This is a genomic window from Kaistella faecalis, from assembly GCF_019195395.1.
Classification (GTDB): Bacteria; Bacteroidota; Bacteroidia; order Flavobacteriales; family Weeksellaceae; genus Kaistella; species Kaistella faecalis.
Genome location: NZ_CP078067.1, coordinates 947,360 through 963,933, shown reverse-complemented (window position 1 = coordinate 963,933; position 16,574 = coordinate 947,360). Strand labels below are relative to the sequence as shown.

General features: G+C 41.8%; 12 protein-coding genes. 6 read left to right on the top strand and 6 right to left on the bottom strand.

Annotation, left to right across the window (positions count from 1 at the left end):
• Genes ruvB through coaE form a run of 5 tightly spaced genes read left to right on the top strand, consistent with a single transcriptional unit; the run spans position 1 to position 3,799 of the window.
• Positions 1 to 1,023 carry a Holliday junction branch migration DNA helicase RuvB gene (gene ruvB, locus KTV93_RS04610; RefSeq protein ID WP_218250148.1) on the top strand — a complete coding sequence of 341 codons (1,023 nt, stop codon included), beginning with the start codon at positions 1 to 3 and terminating at the stop codon, positions 1,021 to 1,023.
• Between the two features lie 15 nt (positions 1,024 to 1,038).
• Complete coding sequence (locus KTV93_RS04605) at positions 1,039 to 1,647, top strand: tetratricopeptide repeat protein (protein ID WP_218250147.1); 609 nt, start codon at positions 1,039 to 1,041, stop codon at positions 1,645 to 1,647.
• A gap of 25 nt (positions 1,648 to 1,672) precedes the next feature.
• The gene (locus KTV93_RS04600; RefSeq protein ID WP_218250146.1) at positions 1,673 to 2,302 is read left to right on the top strand and encodes an FMN-binding negative transcriptional regulator; all 630 of its coding nucleotides are present in this window, start codon (positions 1,673 to 1,675) and stop codon (positions 2,300 to 2,302) included.
• Positions 2,299 to 3,165 carry an MBL fold metallo-hydrolase gene (locus KTV93_RS04595; RefSeq protein ID WP_218250145.1) on the top strand — a complete coding sequence of 289 codons (867 nt, stop codon included), beginning with the start codon at positions 2,299 to 2,301 and terminating at the stop codon, positions 3,163 to 3,165. The genes KTV93_RS04600 and KTV93_RS04595 overlap by 4 nt, the downstream gene beginning before the upstream one ends.
• A 1-nt stretch (position 3,166) precedes the next feature.
• Positions 3,167 to 3,799 (top strand): dephospho-CoA kinase, encoded by a 633-nt coding sequence (gene coaE / locus KTV93_RS04590; protein ID WP_256119001.1) that lies wholly within the window; start codon positions 3,167 to 3,169, stop codon positions 3,797 to 3,799.
• 68 nt (positions 3,800 to 3,867) lie between these two features.
• Here coaE and KTV93_RS04585 read toward each other — a convergent pair whose 3' ends face one another.
• Complete coding sequence (locus KTV93_RS04585; RefSeq protein ID WP_218250144.1) at positions 3,868 to 9,525, bottom strand: T9SS type B sorting domain-containing protein; 5,658 nt, start codon at positions 9,523 to 9,525, stop codon at positions 3,868 to 3,870.
• Positions 9,526 to 9,729: 204 nt separating this feature from the next.
• Here KTV93_RS04585 and KTV93_RS04580 point away from each other — a divergent pair, with 204 nt between their 5' ends.
• Positions 9,730 to 10,995: an alkaline phosphatase family protein gene (locus KTV93_RS04580; RefSeq protein ID WP_218250143.1), complete on the top strand. Its 1,266-nt coding sequence runs from the start codon at positions 9,730 to 9,732 to the stop codon at positions 10,993 to 10,995.
• Positions 10,996 to 11,052: 57 nt separating this feature from the next.
• On the opposite strand, the gene KTV93_RS04575 is transcribed toward KTV93_RS04580, so the two are convergent.
• The 5 genes from KTV93_RS04575 to KTV93_RS04555 form a co-directional block, all read right to left on the bottom strand.
• Positions 11,053 to 12,111, bottom strand: a complete 1,059-nt coding sequence (locus KTV93_RS04575) for an NAD(P)-dependent alcohol dehydrogenase (protein WP_218250142.1) — start codon at positions 12,109 to 12,111, stop codon at positions 11,053 to 11,055.
• A gap of 95 nt (positions 12,112 to 12,206) precedes the next feature.
• Positions 12,207 to 12,968 carry a TIGR03915 family putative DNA repair protein gene (locus KTV93_RS04570; protein WP_218250141.1) on the bottom strand — a complete coding sequence of 254 codons (762 nt, stop codon included), beginning with the start codon at positions 12,966 to 12,968 and terminating at the stop codon, positions 12,207 to 12,209.
• Positions 12,968 to 14,224: a putative DNA modification/repair radical SAM protein gene (locus tag KTV93_RS04565; protein WP_218250140.1), complete on the bottom strand. Its 1,257-nt coding sequence runs from the start codon at positions 14,222 to 14,224 to the stop codon at positions 12,968 to 12,970. The genes KTV93_RS04570 and KTV93_RS04565 overlap by 1 nt, the downstream gene beginning before the upstream one ends.
• A 114-nt stretch (positions 14,225 to 14,338) precedes the next feature.
• On the bottom strand, positions 14,339 to 15,832 hold the full coding sequence (locus KTV93_RS04560) for an alpha-amylase (RefSeq protein WP_218250139.1): 1,494 nt from the start codon (positions 15,830 to 15,832) through the stop codon (positions 14,339 to 14,341).
• 160 nt (positions 15,833 to 15,992) lie between these two features.
• Entirely contained in the window at positions 15,993 to 16,412 is a 420-nt protein-coding gene (locus KTV93_RS04555) for a pyridoxamine 5'-phosphate oxidase family protein (RefSeq protein ID WP_218250138.1), read from the bottom strand.
• Positions 16,413 to 16,574 lie beyond the last annotated feature (162 nt).

The following is a 16,574-nucleotide window of genomic DNA, read 5'->3' as shown; positions in this document are numbered from 1 at the left end:
ATGCCCGATTTTTTGCACGCAGATAGAGAGAATTTTTCGGATGATGAACTGATGCAGGAAGAAAAAATCCGGCCCCAAAGTTTTCAGGATTTTGCCGGACAAAGGAAGACTTTAGATAATCTGGAAGTTTTCGTGGCGGCTGCCAAAAACCGTGGCGGCGCGCTGGATCATGTTCTTCTTCACGGTCCGCCGGGACTCGGAAAAACCACTTTAGCAAATATCATTGCAAACGAACTGGGAGTGGGATGTAAAATTACCTCCGGACCGGTTTTGGACAAACCCGGAAGTCTTGCTGGATTACTGACTAATTTGGAAGAAAACGATGTTCTTTTCATTGATGAAATTCACCGGCTTTCTCCTATTGTAGAGGAATATCTTTATTCAGCCATGGAAGATTATAAAATCGACATCATGCTCGAAACCGGACCGAATGCACGTTCTGTACAAATCGGTTTGAATCCTTTTACTTTGGTTGGAGCGACGACAAGAAGTGGAATGCTGACCAAGCCTATGCTCGCCAGATTCGGAATCCAGAGCAGACTGGAATATTATACGATCGAACTTCTAGGGATGATTATCGAAAGAAGTGCGCGGGTTTTGGGAGTGAAAATCTACGAAGACGCCGCACTGGAAATTGCCAGAAGAAGCCGCGGAACTCCGAGAATTGCAAACGCGTTGTTAAGAAGAGTCAGAGATTTCGCGGAGATTAAAGGAAACGGAGAAATCGAGATAGAGATAACCAAATTTGCCCTGAATTCATTAAATGTCGATGAGTTCGGACTTGATGATATGGACAATCGTATTATGCGCGTGATGATTGAAAACTTCCGCGGGAAACCGGTTGGGATTTCGGCTTTGGCGACATCGATTGGAGAGAACCCGGAAACTTTGGAAGAAGTTTATGAACCGTTTCTCATTCAGGAAGGTTTCATTATCAGAACGCCGAGAGGAAGAGAAGTGACTGAAAAAGCTTATAAACACCTCAATATTTCGGTTCCGAAACGACCTGATACGCTATTTTAAACTATTTTTTTATTTATGAAGCAAATTTTAGCTGTAATCATATTTCTTCTGTTTAATGCGTGTGCCTCTAAAAAGGATACTCAGTATTTGCAGCTTGGAAAGGCAGAAATGGCCAATCAGCATTTTGATGAAGCCGCAAAATTATTTACTAAATCGATAGAAAAAAATCCCGCAAACGCCGAGTCGTTCTTTGCGCGTGGACTGAGTTACAATTTGTTGAAGGATTTTGAAAGTGCTGTGTCCGACTTTAACCAGGCAGAAAAATTGGGCTACACCGATGCAAAACTCTATACATTACGATCCTTTGCGTACAATATGACCGAAAAAAATGATCTTGCCCTTCAAGATCTGGACAAAGCAATTGAAATGGATCCTGATTCATACGCAGGAAATTATTATAACAGGGCAATGCTGCAGCTGTCATTGAAAAAGCCTGATCTGGCTATGCTGGACTTAAACAAATATGTTGAGGCAACACAGGATCCTAACGGATATTTTGCCAGAGGAAAAATTGTTTTAGGTAAAGGCGATCTGAAAAGCGCTTGCGAAGATTTCAAAAGAGCAATTTCTTTCGGAAGTACCGACGAAGAACTGCTGAAAATATCTGATGCGATCTGCAAATAACTATTCATAAAAGTTACCGCCCAATATGTACATTCCCAAAATCTACAGAAGTGAAGACTCGGAGCTGATGAAAGAAATCATCAGTAAAAACGGTTTTGCCCTTTTGATTTCAGATCAGGAAAAACTGGCAGCAACACATTCCATGTTCTTGATGAATGAATCGGATGAAGGATTTTATCTGGAAACGCATATTTCGAAAGGCAATTTTCAGGCGAAAGTACTGAAAGACGGGGATGAAGTTTTATGTGATTTTCTCGGTGCGAACTCTTATATTTCCTCTTCGTGGTACGACCACAAAAACGTTTCGACCTGGAATTATGAAGCAGTACAAATCCGCGGAAAAATCAAACTGATGACGGATGAAGAACTTTATGAACACCTGCGGAAGCTGACATTCAAATATGAAAAACCTCAGAAATGCCCCATGTTGGTAGAAAATATGGGCGAAGAATATGTAAGGAAGGAAATGAGAGGAGCTTTCGGAATCAATATTTTTCCAACAGAAATTCATATTGCCTCGAAACTCTCACAAAACCGGGATGAGGTGAATACCGAAAGAATAATCAGCAGTTTAAAAGAAACCCATCACGCGGATTCAATAAAAATCGCTGAGAAAATGAAAGAAAATTTAGAAATCACAAAACAAAATATATGAAACTCTATCCTATACAGTGCGGAAAATTTAAGCTTGATGGCGGTGCCATGTTTGGCGTCGTCCCGAAGACCATCTGGGAGAAAACAAATCCTGCAGATGAAAGAAACCTAATTGAACTTGGGACCCGATCACTTTTGGTAGAAGACGGAAAAAAATTAATCCTTATCGATTGCGGACTCGGAAACAAACAGGACGAAAAATTCTTCGGACATTATTCTCTTTGGGGCGACGATTCCCTGGATAAAAACCTGAAAAAATACGGCTTTGTACGCGAAGATATTACCGATGTCTTCCTCACTCACCTTCATTTCGACCACTGTGGTGGCGCGATTGAATGGAATGATGACAAAACCGGTTACCGTCCCGCTTTTAAAAATGCGCATTTCTGGACCAATGAAGAACACTGGAAGTGGGCAACACAACCCAATCCACGGGAAAAAGCAAGCTTTCTGAAAGAAAATATACTCCCGATGCAGGAAAGTGGTCAGCTTAACTTTTTGCCGACTCCGAACAACGGAAATTACGGTTTCGCACCAGACCTTAAAATGGATGTGATCTTTGTAGACGGACATACCGAAAAGCAGATGCTTCCCGTAATTCAGTATCAGGAAAAAACCATTGTTTTCGCGGCCGATTTAATCCCGACAGCCGGGCATATTCCCCAAGTTTATGTAATGGGTTACGATACACGTCCGCTATTGACGATGGAGGAAAAAGCAAAATTTCTGAAGCAGTGTGTAGATAATGAATACCTGCTCTTTTTTGAACACGATGCCCACAACGAACTTGCCAGTCTGAAAATGACTGAAAAAGGGGTTCGTCTTGATGAAACTTTCAGCATGAACGACGTTTTTGGATATTAAAATGATGGAAGATCCAATACAGAATTCTGAAACCGCAACCCAGAAAATTGTCGGGTTAACCGGCGGCATCGGTTCCGGAAAAACTACGGTGGCCAAATTCATAGAAGAAGCAGGCTTTCCGGTTTATTATTCTGATGACCGCGCCAAAGACATTGTAAATGTTGATGAGGATTTAAAACAACGCATCATCAATCTTTTAGGGCAGGAAGCCTATGATGAGAACGGTTTTTATAACCGCAGATATGTTGCAGAACGGGTATTCGGTAATCAGGAATTATTGCTGAAACTCAATTCTTTAATTCATCCTGCTGTTAAAAATGATTTTGAAAGCTGGGTAGGAATTCAGGATGCTGAATTTCTCTTTAAAGAAACCGCTTTGCTGTTCGAATTAAAACTGAATGAAAGCTGCTATCAATCAGTTCTGGTAACCGCCGATGACAATATCCGAATTAAGCGCGTGATGGACAGAGATGGCAAGACCTACCGCGAAATCGAAGCGGTGATGGACAAACAGATGCCTGAAAAAGATAAAATAAAACGTGCTGATTTCATCATTTTTAATAATGATGGGATTGAAGAGCTGAAAACAGAAACTGAAAAGATGCTCATAAAACTCACCGCCTCAAGCGAATGATAATAAAATTCAAAAATAAAAAACCTGAATATCCGTGGAATTCAGGTTTTTTTATGAAATTGTTTTTGCTATTCTCTGTTCTTTACCAGTACCCAGCCGCTGTATTCTGTAACGGTGCTTGATCCCGGTTCCTTCCATTTCATAACATACCAGAACGTTCCGGTACCCATACTTTTTCCGGATATTTTACCATCCCAGGTAAATCGGTTGTTTTGATCTCCGGTGAAAACCAGTTTACCATAACGGTCATAAATCTGCAGGAATGCTTCCTCTTTTTTCAGTAGCGCAGAGTAATTCAGCACGTCATTAATGCCGTCTCCATTGGGGGTAATCGCATTGTAAAGTTCAATAACATTTATGGTCGCTGTCACAGGGTTACAGTTGTCAGCAGAAATTACGGACACAATGTGGTCGCCGCCTCTCACGTTGGTGAATACATTGGAGGATTGATATGCGCCGCCGTCAATTGCATACTGATAAGGCGCGTTTCCACCTGTGGCAGTCACGGTTACCGTACTTCCCTGTATTACAACACCAGTGATTTCCGGAAGCGAAACTGCAGTCACAGAAACTGTCTGTCGGTAAGTACATCCATTATGCGTAAGATCTACCCAATAATTACCCACCGGCACGGTTACATTTGGAGTTGTTGCGCCTGTGCTCCACAGGTATGCATCGAATCCCGGACCTGCATCCAACACAGTTGTAGTTCCCGGACAGATTTGCTGGTCTATAAGTTGTGTTGATTCTTTCGGAATCTGAATAGTAACCTTTAATTCCCCAATAACATCACAGAAATTATTTTTATGGAATCTCAGATAATAAGTTCCGTTTCCATTAACGCTCACCTGATTCGAAATTGAATTGGTCTTATTGTGCGCATCAGCCAATGTCTGGTAATAGGTGGCGGTTACTCCGGTATCTGTGGTAAACTGTTGTCTGTAATTCGCCAGGTTAACCGTTTTAACTGCATCGGAATCATCATCGCATTCTTTTACGGTAGCACTCGGCTGCAACAGTGGCACAGAATTTCCGACTTTGAAATCAATCTGTTTTACCTCGGCCCCACAAACTGTAGAATAAGCTCTTACAAATACCGTGGCTGCTGTTGTATAGGTCCAGTCGTTAGGCAACAAGGTTCTGAAGTCTGAGAAAAGCGAGTATTCTACTGTAAAAAGCGCAGCGTTCTGTACGATCAGTGGTGTTATATCAGAGAATTTCACATTAATGATGCCATCAAAATTATCATCACATTTCACCGCATTATATGCCGCGATATTCCACTGAGGTTTCGGTGAATCTGTTACCGTTACGGTCTGCCTGTAGACACATCCTGAAGCGTTGGTAAGGTCAACCCAATAGTTTCCTGCACCTACATTTACTGTGGGCGTGTCAGCGCCTGTGCTCCACAAAATGGTGGTATATCCGGTTCCGACATTTAAAGTTGTTGTTGAACCCTGACAAACATTTACCGTCGCCGGAAGTGTTGTGGAAGGGGTTCCGGCTTTCAGTTCCATATTTAAAGTACCAATCACATCGCAGAAACCTGTTTTCTTGAATCTGTAATAAAAAGTTTTGTTTCCGGTAAGTGCCTGTGCAGCACTTATTGTCGGAGTGTTTGCCTGAGCGTTTGCCAGTGTTGCGAAATATCTTACGGTAGCAGCTGCATCGGTGATAAATAAATTTCTATATGTTGCGAGGTTGATGTTTTCCGTACCGTTCACATCATTGTCGCATACAGTTACTGTGTTCGTAGGAGTAATCAGAGGAAGTCTATTCCCTATTTTGAAATCGATCTGTTTTCCTTCAGCCGGACAAACTGTTGAATACGCTCTCACAAAAACCGTGATATCTGAAGAATACGTCCAGTCGTTCGGCAGAAGTGTAGTGAAACCCGGTGAGAGTGAATATTCCACGGTAAACAGCGCCGAGTTCTGTACAATCAGCGGGGTAATGGTTGAGAATTTCACATTAATGATGCCGTCGAAATTATCATCACAGTTCACTGCATTGTAAGCCGCCATATTCCATACTGGTTTCGGAGAGTCCACCACTTTTACGTTCTGTCTGTAAACACATCCTGAAGCGTTGGTAAGATCAACCCAGTAATTTCCTGCACCCAGGGTTACCGTCTGAGTGGTAGCACCGGTACTCCAGGCAATTGCGGTATAACCGGTTCCGACATTTAAAGTCGTTGTAGATCCCTGACACACATTTACCGTTGCCGGAAGTGTGATAGAAGGAGTTGCCGCTTTCAGCTCCACATTTAAAGTCCCGATTACGTCGCAGAAACCTGTTTTCTTGAATCTGTAATAAAAAGTTTTGTTTCCGGTAATTGCCTGTGCAGCACTGATTGTCGGAGTATTTGCCTGAGCATTTGCCAGCGTTGCGAAATATCTTACGGTAGCAGCTGCGTCGGTGGTAAATAGATTTCGGTACGTTGTCAGATTGATATTTTCCGTACCGTTCGCGTCATTGTCACAAACTGTTACGGTGTCGGTCGCAACAATCAGGGGAAGCGTATTCCCAATTTTGAAATCGATCTGTTCTCCTTCAGCCGGACAAACCGTTGAATACGCTCTCACAAAAACCCGGGTATCTGCAGAGTAAGTCCAGATGTTAGGCAAAAGTGTCCTGAAGTCCGAGAAAAGTGAATATTCCACGGTAAACAGCGCAGAGTTCTGTACGATTAGCGGTGTAATGGTGGAGAATCTCACATTAATGATGCCGTCGAAATTATCGTCGCAGTTCACCGCATTGTAAGCCGCAACATTCCATTGTGGTTTCGGCGAATCGGTTACCGTTACGGTCTGTCGGTAGGTGCAGCCATCAGCATTGGTGAAATCGACAGTATAAGTCCCGGCACCTGCAATAATTGTTTGGGTGTTGTCTCCGGTGCTCCAGAGAATTCCTGTGTAACCCGTTCCTACATCCAATGTTGCTGTACCGCCCTGGCAAACAGTAACATTTGCCGGAAGTGTTGTTGACGGGGTAGCTTTTTTAAATAGAATATTAAGAACACCAATTTCATCACAGAATCCAATTCTCGAAAATCTGTAATAAAAGGTCTTGTCTGCAGTAATGGTCTGATTTGCTGCAATAGCCGGTGTATTGTTCTGGGCGTTTGCTAATGTCGAGAAGAATTTCACAGTCGCTGAAGTGTCGCCGGTGAACATCGAAAGATAGTCATTAAGGCTTATGCTTTCTGTGTTGTCCAGGTTAGTGTCGCAGACGATTTTTGACTGCGGTGTAGTAACCGTGAATTTAGTGCCGATTTTGAGCTGAATTTCTTTAATTACAGGAGGACAGCCATTCGGTGCATCCACTCTGATCCATACAGAAGTGTTGCCTGTAAAAGAGAAAATCCCTGTAATGTTATTATTCAGACCGGCAGTTGCTTTTGGAAGAGTATCATAATATTTCACCACAAAGTTGGAAGCCTGTACCAAAACGACCGGGGTAATTGTAGCCAAATCAACCTTGTAAATTCCGTCGATCTTTCCGTCCACATCTTCATCACAGTGTAATTTGGTATAAAGATTTTCCTTTACCTCGGGCGCCAGTTTTGCACGCAAATCAATTTTTGCCACGGCAACGCAGCCGATACTGTTTTTAATACGGACATATACTGAGGTATTCGCTGTGGTATATCCTGTGAAATTAGAAATCCTCTCCGCAGCGATATCATTTTCAGCCCCGTTCTGCGAGGTGAAATAAGTCTTGGTAATATCGGTGTCAGGAGAAACCGGAGCGAGGGATAAGTTATAGGTAGCGATACCTGTAGTTGAACATTCTTCCAGAACCCTGTTGTATTTCTCGATCATTTTAATAGTGATCTGCACGGTTTCGCAATCCGGAATCGGTCCGATTCCACAGAAGGAAAATTTAAAGGTATCGGTTCCGCTTACGCCCGGATTTGCAGTATAGGTTATTTTTCCGTCCGCAGCAATGTTCAGTGTTCCTTTTGTTGGCGGTGTTACGACCTGAACGGTGGAAGGATTTACTGCCTGGCTGCTTAAAGCAAATACGGGGGTGATGGTCTCGGTGCCACAGCTGTTGAAGTCGTAATTCGTAAAGGTGGTGCAGTTATAGAATTTGAAATCCTGGGTCTGTATTTCTGCACACGATCCCTGTTTTACTTTTACGGCATAAATCCCTGCCTGTGGCGGAATATACGTAAAAGTATTGTTGGTTCCCGGAGCCGGACTGTACGTTCCGTCGGGATTTTTAATCAGCCATTCGTAAGAATCGAAACCTTCAGTCACCTCAAGTTTTACTCCCGGCAAACACTCGCCTGCAGTTTTGGTAATTAAAGGAATTGCAGAAAATCCTGCAAAATAACCGCCGTAGCCAACGGCGTCGTCTCCTGCTGAAATACCGGCAGTAACAGCTTTGGAAGAAAAGACAGCGATATTTCCATACACCCCAGGTATGGAGTAGGTAACCCAGTTAGGATTTCCGGTTACATTAAATGGTCCATTTAGGGCACTGAGCACCATTGATGTACCGTTTCTTTTTACATCAATGGTGGCACCGCGTTCAGTGATGATATTCAGCTTGGTTGGTATATTTAAAATACCGCTAGAATTAGAATTGGATTCGAAAAAATTCTCATCAATCAGGCCAATTTCATCAATCTTCTTAGGCAGATAACAGTTTAGTGGAGGAATATAGTTAAACCCGCCGGTTGCAATTATAGAAGAGCCGGGATCCCCAGCAAGTAATTGGTAAACATATACATTCTTATTGGTAGTAATGCGCATGTTATAGTGATTGAAGGCCTGTAAAATATATGCGCTGTTGGGAGTTTCATAGTATTGTCCCGCATTTATTACCGCCACGGGTGCTATACCATTATTCAGATATATTTCGGTGTTATCTTCTGTAGCTACAATCATTGCTTTTTCCATGCCGGAATTGGTATCTCCGTTGCCCTTCATCAACACAAATTCCTGGCCCAGTTTATCTACCGGAACGCCCTGATCCATTAAGATATCTGTACTGTTGGCATTGGTTGAAACATACTGCCCGTTAAAATTTCCATTGGTGATCGTAACCGGTTTATCCGATGTTATTTTTGATCCGATAAAACTGTCTTTATTTTGATATTCGTATGAGATTCCATCTATAATATACGATTGCCCTCTGTTAAGCGTGAAGGTAAAACTGTTGCCTACAATACCGGGAGGGGTTGCGGAGAAAACGGTACCTGGCTTAAACCCTGCGACTGTTACGTTTGTGTTGTCTTCGGTCGCCATCACACTTGCCATAAAATTGCTGTTACCGTTATTTACTGTTTTTCTGGCCACAGCCATCACCGCCCGGAACTCGGTCCCTATGCCTGCTGTTCCTTTGGAGGTTAGTATTTCCGCATGATTGAAAATGGAAAACCTTAAACTCGCAAAAAAAGGTTTATCACCTTTCACATAAATACCTTTTGATACAGATCTGAATAAATCCGATTGATTGGTGGTGATAATATAACTACGGTTCACATTGAATTTACCAGGATTATTTTTGCTGATATTTACCGAGCCGATAAGTGTATTATTGTTATACACATCCACCTTAAACGGAGTTGTTTCATTCGTAGACATGTAAATAGTTTGATAATTAGAACCGTTTACCGCACGGTCCACCATCGGCGCAAACCAGTGTTCGCGGTCGAGTTGTGCCGTGGTGGCTATGGATAAAAAGGCAAAGAGAAGAAGTAGAATTTTTTTCATGGTAAAATATAGAGTTCTCTACAAATGTAATATTTTATTAATAATTTCTAAAATTTAGTTAATAAATGTTAACTGTATTTGGGTGAATTGAGCTTTTTGATTGTTGATGCCTGAATTTTATGTTAACTTTTTTCTAACCCATATTACCTGAACTTAACCTTATCCCATTACAATTTCATTTAAATTTGTAGGATAAATACCATTATGAAACGTTTATTTTTAGGATTCTTTATCGTGCTGTCTGTGTTAGGATTTTCCCAGAGTGATACGGCACAAATTGTCGTTGCGGACAGGAAAAATACACCGCAGGCACTTACAAAACCTTATGTAATTTTAATCTCAGCCGACGGATTCCGGCATGATTATGCTAAAAAGTATAACGCCAAAAACATCCTGAAACTGGCAGAAAACGGTGTTTCAGCAAAGGCCGTAATTCCCAGTTATCCCTCGATTACAGGACCGAATCACTACACGATGATTACGGGACTTTATCCTTCTCACACCGGTTTTGTTGATAATTATTTCTACGATAAAAAAAGGAATGATCTTTTCGGGATGAGCATGCAGTCAAAAATATCCGACGGGTCCTGGCTCGGCGGCATGCCGCTCTGGAGTCTTGCCGAACAACAGGGACTGCTGTCAGCTTCTTTATTTTGGGTAGCTTCAAACAGCGACGCCGGCGGGATAAGACCTACTTATTATTACGATTATCACGAAAAATTTACAGCGGATGAAAAAATCAATATTGTCCTGAACTGGCTGAAACTTCCCGAAGAAAAAAGACCGCATTTCATTACCTTTTATTTCCCTGAAGTTGATAAAAACGGACATCTGTACGGATCTGAATCTCTGGAATTACAAAATGCTGTACAGTTTGTCGACGACGCTATCGGTAAACTGATTGAGAAAGTAAATGAACTGCAGCTTCCAAATGTGAATTTCATTTTTGTATCAGATCACGGGATGATTGATGTAGATATAGAAAGCACACTTGAAATTCCGGCTCTGCTTCAGGATAAAACCCGTTTCATTGTTAACAATGCACAGACTTTGCTTCGCATTTCGGTAAAAAATGAAAGCGAATTGAATCAGGTTTACCGTAACTTAAAGAAAAATAAAACCAGGGATTACGAAGTCTATCTCACTGAAAAGTTCCCCAAAAGATTACATTACCGCACTACGGATGACAGGTTTAACCGCATCGGTCAGATTTTACTCGTACCTCACGCTCCAAAAATTTTTCTCGAACCTAACGCACGCAAGACGCCAGGCAAACACGGCTATAATCCTTTCAAAGTTCCGGAGATGAAGGCAAGTTTCGCGGCTTCGGGACCGGCTTTCAAAAAAGGGAAGCGAATAGGGCAGTTCCGTAACGTCAATATTTATCCGATGGTAGCCGAAATTCTCGGACTGAAAATCACAGAACCTATCGACGGAAAAAACTGTACGGCAAAGAAAGTCCTTAAATAATATTCAAAAAAAATCCGGCTGAATGACTGCCGGATTTTTAATAAATGTTTATCGAATTTAGCCTTTAAGACTTTGCATATCGATAACAAACCGGTATCTCACATCACTTTTCAGCATTCTTTCGTAAGCCGTGTTAATGTCCTGCATGTTAATCATTTCAATTTCCGGAAGAATATTATGTTCACCGCAGAAATTAAGCATTTCCTGAGTTTCTTTAATTCCGCCTATTACAGATCCTGCAACAGATCTTCTGCCCATAATCATGGATGGAGTGAAAAGTGCATCATCCATTTTGCCGATATAACCCACCAAAACCAAAGTTCCATTCACATTTAAAGTAGTTATATAAGGATTGATATCATGATCGTAGGGAACGGTGTCGATAATCAGATCGAATTTTCCTTTTGCAGCCGCCATTTCGTTTTCGTAAGTGGAAATCACCACCGCATCAGCGCCTAAATTTAAAGCATCCTGAATTTTATCGGGGCTTCTCGAGAATAAAGTCACTTCAGCGCCCAGACCTTTTGCCAGTTTAATCGCCATGTGACCCAAACCGCCCAGACCTACAACGGCCACTTTCGAACCGGGACCTACATTCCAGTGTTTCAGCGGAGACCAAGTTGTAATTCCTGCGCAAAGCAATGGTGCCACCGCTTTCAGATCGAGGTTTTCAGGAATCAGTAATCCGAAGGCTTCATCAACAACCACTTTTTCAGAATATCCGCCGAAAGTATGTCCTCCCAAAAACTGGTCTTTGCTGTTGTATGTTCCAGTGGAACCGTTCAAACAGTACTGTTCAAGATCTTTTTTGCAGCTTTCGCATTCTCTGCACGAATCTACCAGACAGCCAACGCCGGCCAGATCGCCGACCTTGAATTTGGTAACTTCGGAACCGATTCTTGTGATTTTCCCAATAATTTCATGGCCCGGAACCGAAGGGTATTTAGTTCCGCCCCAGTCGTTTCTTGCGGTGTGTAGGTCGCTGTGACAAACGCCACAGTACAGAATATCAATTTCAATGTCTGTTGGCCGCACATCGCGTCGCTCGATCTGCATTTCCTGTAAGTCTTTATCTTTCGCCTCGGTTCCGTAAGCTTTTACCTGCGTTATACTCATGTTTTTTCTGTTTTTTTATTGTTGTAATGAAAGATCAAATTTACTGAAAACAGTGGAGTAGTCTTCTATTAAATCTTTCTTAAAATTCATAATAATTAAAATTTTTCCGTGAGATATTTCCAGTAACGTTTCGGGACATGCTGCACGTGAAGTTTCAGGTTTTTTCTTGCTGGGATATTGGTTTTTGTAAAATAACGCTGCCAAAGTTTCTGGTATTTTTTCTCTTCTTCGTGATGAAGAAGTTCGGAATTTCTAAGAGTACTGAACTGTTCCGTTTCGGGATAGAAGAATTCTGTATGTTGCAAATCATACACGATACCGAAATTTCTTTTCAGGTCATAAATCATCCATTTCTGGTCTGCGTAGCGGTCTTTGAAAAACTTAAAACCCACAGGAAGTACGTTGAAATCAGGCTCAATCTTCGCAAAAAATGTTCCGTCTTCCAGTTTTTCAAAACGCACAAATGCATGCAGTCGGTGAATTTCGCGACCCATACTTTTGCATATTTTCGAAATTTCCATGATATCGGAATCGGCAAAGTTCTGCAGAATATTTTCCTCCGGATTTTTAACCGACTGTTTTACTGCGGAAAGAATTAAATTTCCCGAGTCAGGTCTTTCGGAAAGATAGACAAGCAGAAGCTGCTTCACGCCGTTTTTTCCTAAATTGTTTTCTAGTTTTTTAATGACACGGTCAGCTTTTTCGCTGTCGCTGATGGCTTTATGAAACTCAGAAAACATATCTTCAGCGTAATGCTCCGCGCTTACGATTTCCACAGGTTCGAACCGGTATTCGAAAACCTCGAAAACAGCGGTCATTAAACCTTCAAAAGAACCGTCGTACACTAAAGTCGTCATCAGAAAAGCGAAAGCTGCTGGGAAAAAGGATTCTGGTATTTCGAATTCATTCCGGACAGGATAATTTTCCTGAAATTCTGCTCATCGATAAACCGGTTGAAAATATTGGTGCTTTCAAATTCTACAAAATATTTGGCGCGGTTTACGGCTACGCCCATTTTTTTCAGGTGTTCAATATTCAGTTTCTGGAATCTTCTTGCCATTAAAATTTTGCCAACAGATTTAGTTCCGATGCCCGGAATTCTTAACAGCATCTCTTTGGAAGCAGTATTGATATTCACCGGGAATTTTTCGCGGTTTCGCAAGGCCCAGGCTAATTTCGGATCGATTTCCAGATCAAGAAAAGGATTTGTGGGATTCAGAATTTCATTCGCTTCAAAACCATAAAATCTCATGAGCCAGTCCGCTTGGTACAGTCGGTTTTCGCGCTGCATCGGAACCTGGGAGAAAATTGAAGGGAGTCTGCTGTCCTCCAACACGGGCACGTAACCGGAGTAATAGACCCGTTTCATATTGAAATTCTGATAAAAATGATTCGCAACTTTGATAATTTTCAAATCGGTTTCATCCGTTGCGCCGACAATCATTTGGGTGGATTGTCCTGCGGGAGCAAATTTCGGAACTTTCCTGAAGATTTTTTTCTCCTCTTTGTATAAGATCAGTTCATTTTTTACCAGACTCATCGGTTTCAGCATTTCTGAATGCGACTTATCGGGAGCCAGAAGTTTCAGGCCTTTTTCCGTAGGAATTTCAATATTGATTGAAAGGCGGTCGGCGTATAATCCAGCTTCTTTCATGAGTTCGTCGCTCGCGCCGGGAATTGATTTCAGGTGAATATAACCGTTAAAATTATGTTCGAGTCTCAATTTTTTTGCAACGCGAACCAGCCTTTCCATCGTGGTGTCGGAGTCTTTAAAGATTCCTGAACTTAAAAATAAGCCTTCGATATAATTCCGGCGGTAAAAATTAATGGTAAGATCCACGACTTCTTCCACGGTAAAAGCGGCGCGTTTTACATCATTGGTTTTTCTGGAAACACAGTATGCACAATCATAAATACAGTGGTTGGTCAATAGAATTTTGAGCAGCGAAACACATCTTCCGTCTTCGGTATAGGTGTGACAAATTCCGGAAGCATGGCTGTTGCCTAAACCTCCCTTGTTTTTCCGGTTGCCTCCGCTGGAAGAGCAGGAAACATCGTACTTGGCTGCATCTGCAAGTATTTCAAGTTTTTCCTGAATGCGCTCAAAATTCATTTTATTATGTTAAGTTGAAAAAACAAAAATAGTAAAATAATATCTAATAAATTAAAAATTAGAATATTATTATACCATTTATTTTCGCGTGTCAAACTTCCTTAATTATACTTTTTAGGAATGTATTTCGCTATCTGGTTTTGGAACCCAAACACTCACATTTCCCGCAGGTACCGGAAAGATTCCCCAGCCGTTTTCATCAATGGTTACCTCATCGGGAAACCAACCCAGGAAATCGTAAAAGTTTTTACCGGCATACTGCGAGCCCATTTCCATGGGTTTTTCATACGCCTCTTTATTGCTTAAAACCACAGCGCAAACCGGATGTTCATTATCACCTTCGCGAACCCAACCCAAACAGTTGGCGTCTTCAAAATAATCACGCTGAGCGCCATAGGCAAACTGCTTTCTGGCTTTTAAGAGTTCTTCAATTTTTTCAACCTTATTCAGAAATATTTCCTGGTCGTTGCCTTCTTTGTCTTTATCGGTATAATGACCTCCGAAAAGATCCGGATAAAATACACAGGGATAACCACTTTCTCTGAGTAAAATCAGGGCGTAGGCGATAGGTTTAAACCAGTATTCTACGGGCGCTTCCAGTTCCTGCAGAGGCTGGGTGTCGTGATTGTCAACCACGGTTACGGATAAAACAGGATTGGACTGGGTGAGGGTTTCATCAAAAATCGTCCTTAAATCATAATGTTCCCCTGCAAGCGAAGCCTGATGAAAATTATGCTGAAGCGAAGAATCAAACAGACTCATACAGCCCTCAGTGGCTTCAATATATTTTTCCAGTAAATACAGTTCGCCGGGCGCCCAGTATTCACCAACGGCAAAAATGTTCTTGCCGGTATTAGACCTCAGCAGCTGAAGCCATTCTTTGTAAAATTTTGGAGACTGGTGTTTTACGGCATCCAACCTGACGCCGTCGAACTTAATCTGATCATGATACCAGACTGCCCAATTGTTCAGTTCTTCCCGCACGAAAGGGTTTCGGTGCTCGATGTCGTTATACATCAGATAATCGTAATTGCCTTTTTCGTCATCAATCATTTCTTCCCAGCCGTCACCGTGATCGTGGATAATCTGGAAAATTCCCGGTTCTTCGCCTTCAGCATAATCTACGCCGGAAAAGCAGTTGAAATCCCACTTGAAATCGGAATATTGGTCGCCACGTCCCGGGAACGTAAATTTCGTATAGCTTTCAATCTCGAAAGGTTCGGAAATATTTTCCTGGCGGTTTTCGGGATTTACTCTTACGGCGTGAAATTTCTCTTTTTCGTCGCCTCCGGCTTTATGGTTCAGCACAATGTCGGCGATGACAGAAATTTCTTTTTCCTGAAGCCTATTACATGCTGCAATATACTGTTCTCTGGTTCCGTATTTTGTGGGGATGGTGCCTTTCTGGTCAAATTCACCTAAATCGTAGAGGTCATAAGGATCATAACCTACGGAATAACCGCCGCCATCGGCCTTGTATGCTGGCGGAAACCAGACCGCTGAAATTCCCAGTTCCTTCAAATAGTCGGCAGCCTTAGCAGCTTCGTCATATAATTTACCGTCTCCATCGGAATACCAGTGGAAAAACTGAATCATCGTCGCATTCATAGTTAAAGTTTAATACCACCGCATGAGCAAAAATCATCCCAATGTGAAATTATGTACCGCAGCAGTTTCTTTTATATTCTTTTCAGTTTTTTATTCGCTATCGTATCCTTGCTTTCTGGAGTTATTGCTTTTTATCAAAATTCATCAGTTTATATGAGTATTATTCTGTTCTGTATTCGCCGTCGCCGTGTTTTCCCCAAAACTGAATCCGGTGAGCCGATACTTTGATCAGGCAGATGCCTTCGGTCTCAATCCCATCCGGGAACCACATTTCAAGACCTTTTACCCATTTTTCCTCAAGCATTTTTCGGTTTTCTGTTACGCTTGCCATGCCATAGCAGTCGACAAAAGTCATATCATCCGTCTGGAAGATCAGTGAAATCATCGGATTGTTTTCGATCTGTTTGACTTTGTTGGAATCCCGGTACGAAAAAAACCACGAATCTCCGTCGTATTCAACTTCTCCGTTGTTGCTCATGGGGCGGGAGTGGAGCGTGTTGCGCCCGTCTTTGGTCACCATCATGCAGAAATCAAGGTTTTTCATCATGGCTGCTACTTTTTTTAACGATACTTTTTCCATTGGAATGAGGTTTTTAGTGTTATTGATTGCTTTTGCAATAAAAGATTATTTTATCCGTAACAGTAATCAAATTTTTTACCAAAAATTAAAAAATAGTCTGTTAATGTACCTTAATGTCTTCAAGATGCTGAATATAAACCATAAAAAAAGACCACAAAAAAG

What these genes read in the sequence shown, in the direction of transcription:
- KTV93_RS04585 (WP_218250144.1), bottom strand. Translation starts at nt 9,525, where the DNA reads ATGAAAAAAATTCTACTTCTTCTCTTTGCCTTTTTATCCATAGCCACC.
- KTV93_RS04600 (WP_218250146.1), top strand. Translation starts at nt 1,673, where the DNA reads ATGTACATTCCCAAAATCTACAGAAGTGAAGACTCGGAGCTGATGAAA.
- ruvB (WP_218250148.1), top strand. Translation starts at nt 1, where the DNA reads ATGCCCGATTTTTTGCACGCAGATAGAGAGAATTTTTCGGATGATGAA.
- KTV93_RS04570 (WP_218250141.1), bottom strand. Translation starts at nt 12,968, where the DNA reads ATGACGACTTTAGTGTACGACGGTTCTTTTGAAGGTTTAATGACCGCT.
- KTV93_RS04575 (WP_218250142.1), bottom strand. Translation starts at nt 12,111, where the DNA reads ATGAGTATAACGCAGGTAAAAGCTTACGGAACCGAGGCGAAAGATAAA.
- KTV93_RS04555 (WP_218250138.1), bottom strand. Translation starts at nt 16,412, where the DNA reads ATGGAAAAAGTATCGTTAAAAAAAGTAGCAGCCATGATGAAAAACCTT.
- KTV93_RS04565 (WP_218250140.1), bottom strand. Translation starts at nt 14,224, where the DNA reads ATGAATTTTGAGCGCATTCAGGAAAAACTTGAAATACTTGCAGATGCA.
- KTV93_RS04560 (WP_218250139.1), bottom strand. Translation starts at nt 15,832, where the DNA reads ATGAATGCGACGATGATTCAGTTTTTCCACTGGTATTCCGATGGAGAC.
- coaE (WP_256119001.1), top strand. Translation starts at nt 3,167, where the DNA reads ATGATGGAAGATCCAATACAGAATTCTGAAACCGCAACCCAGAAAATT.
- KTV93_RS04605 (WP_218250147.1), top strand. Translation starts at nt 1,039, where the DNA reads ATGAAGCAAATTTTAGCTGTAATCATATTTCTTCTGTTTAATGCGTGT.
- KTV93_RS04580 (WP_218250143.1), top strand. Translation starts at nt 9,730, where the DNA reads ATGAAACGTTTATTTTTAGGATTCTTTATCGTGCTGTCTGTGTTAGGA.
- KTV93_RS04595 (WP_218250145.1), top strand. Translation starts at nt 2,299, where the DNA reads ATGAAACTCTATCCTATACAGTGCGGAAAATTTAAGCTTGATGGCGGT.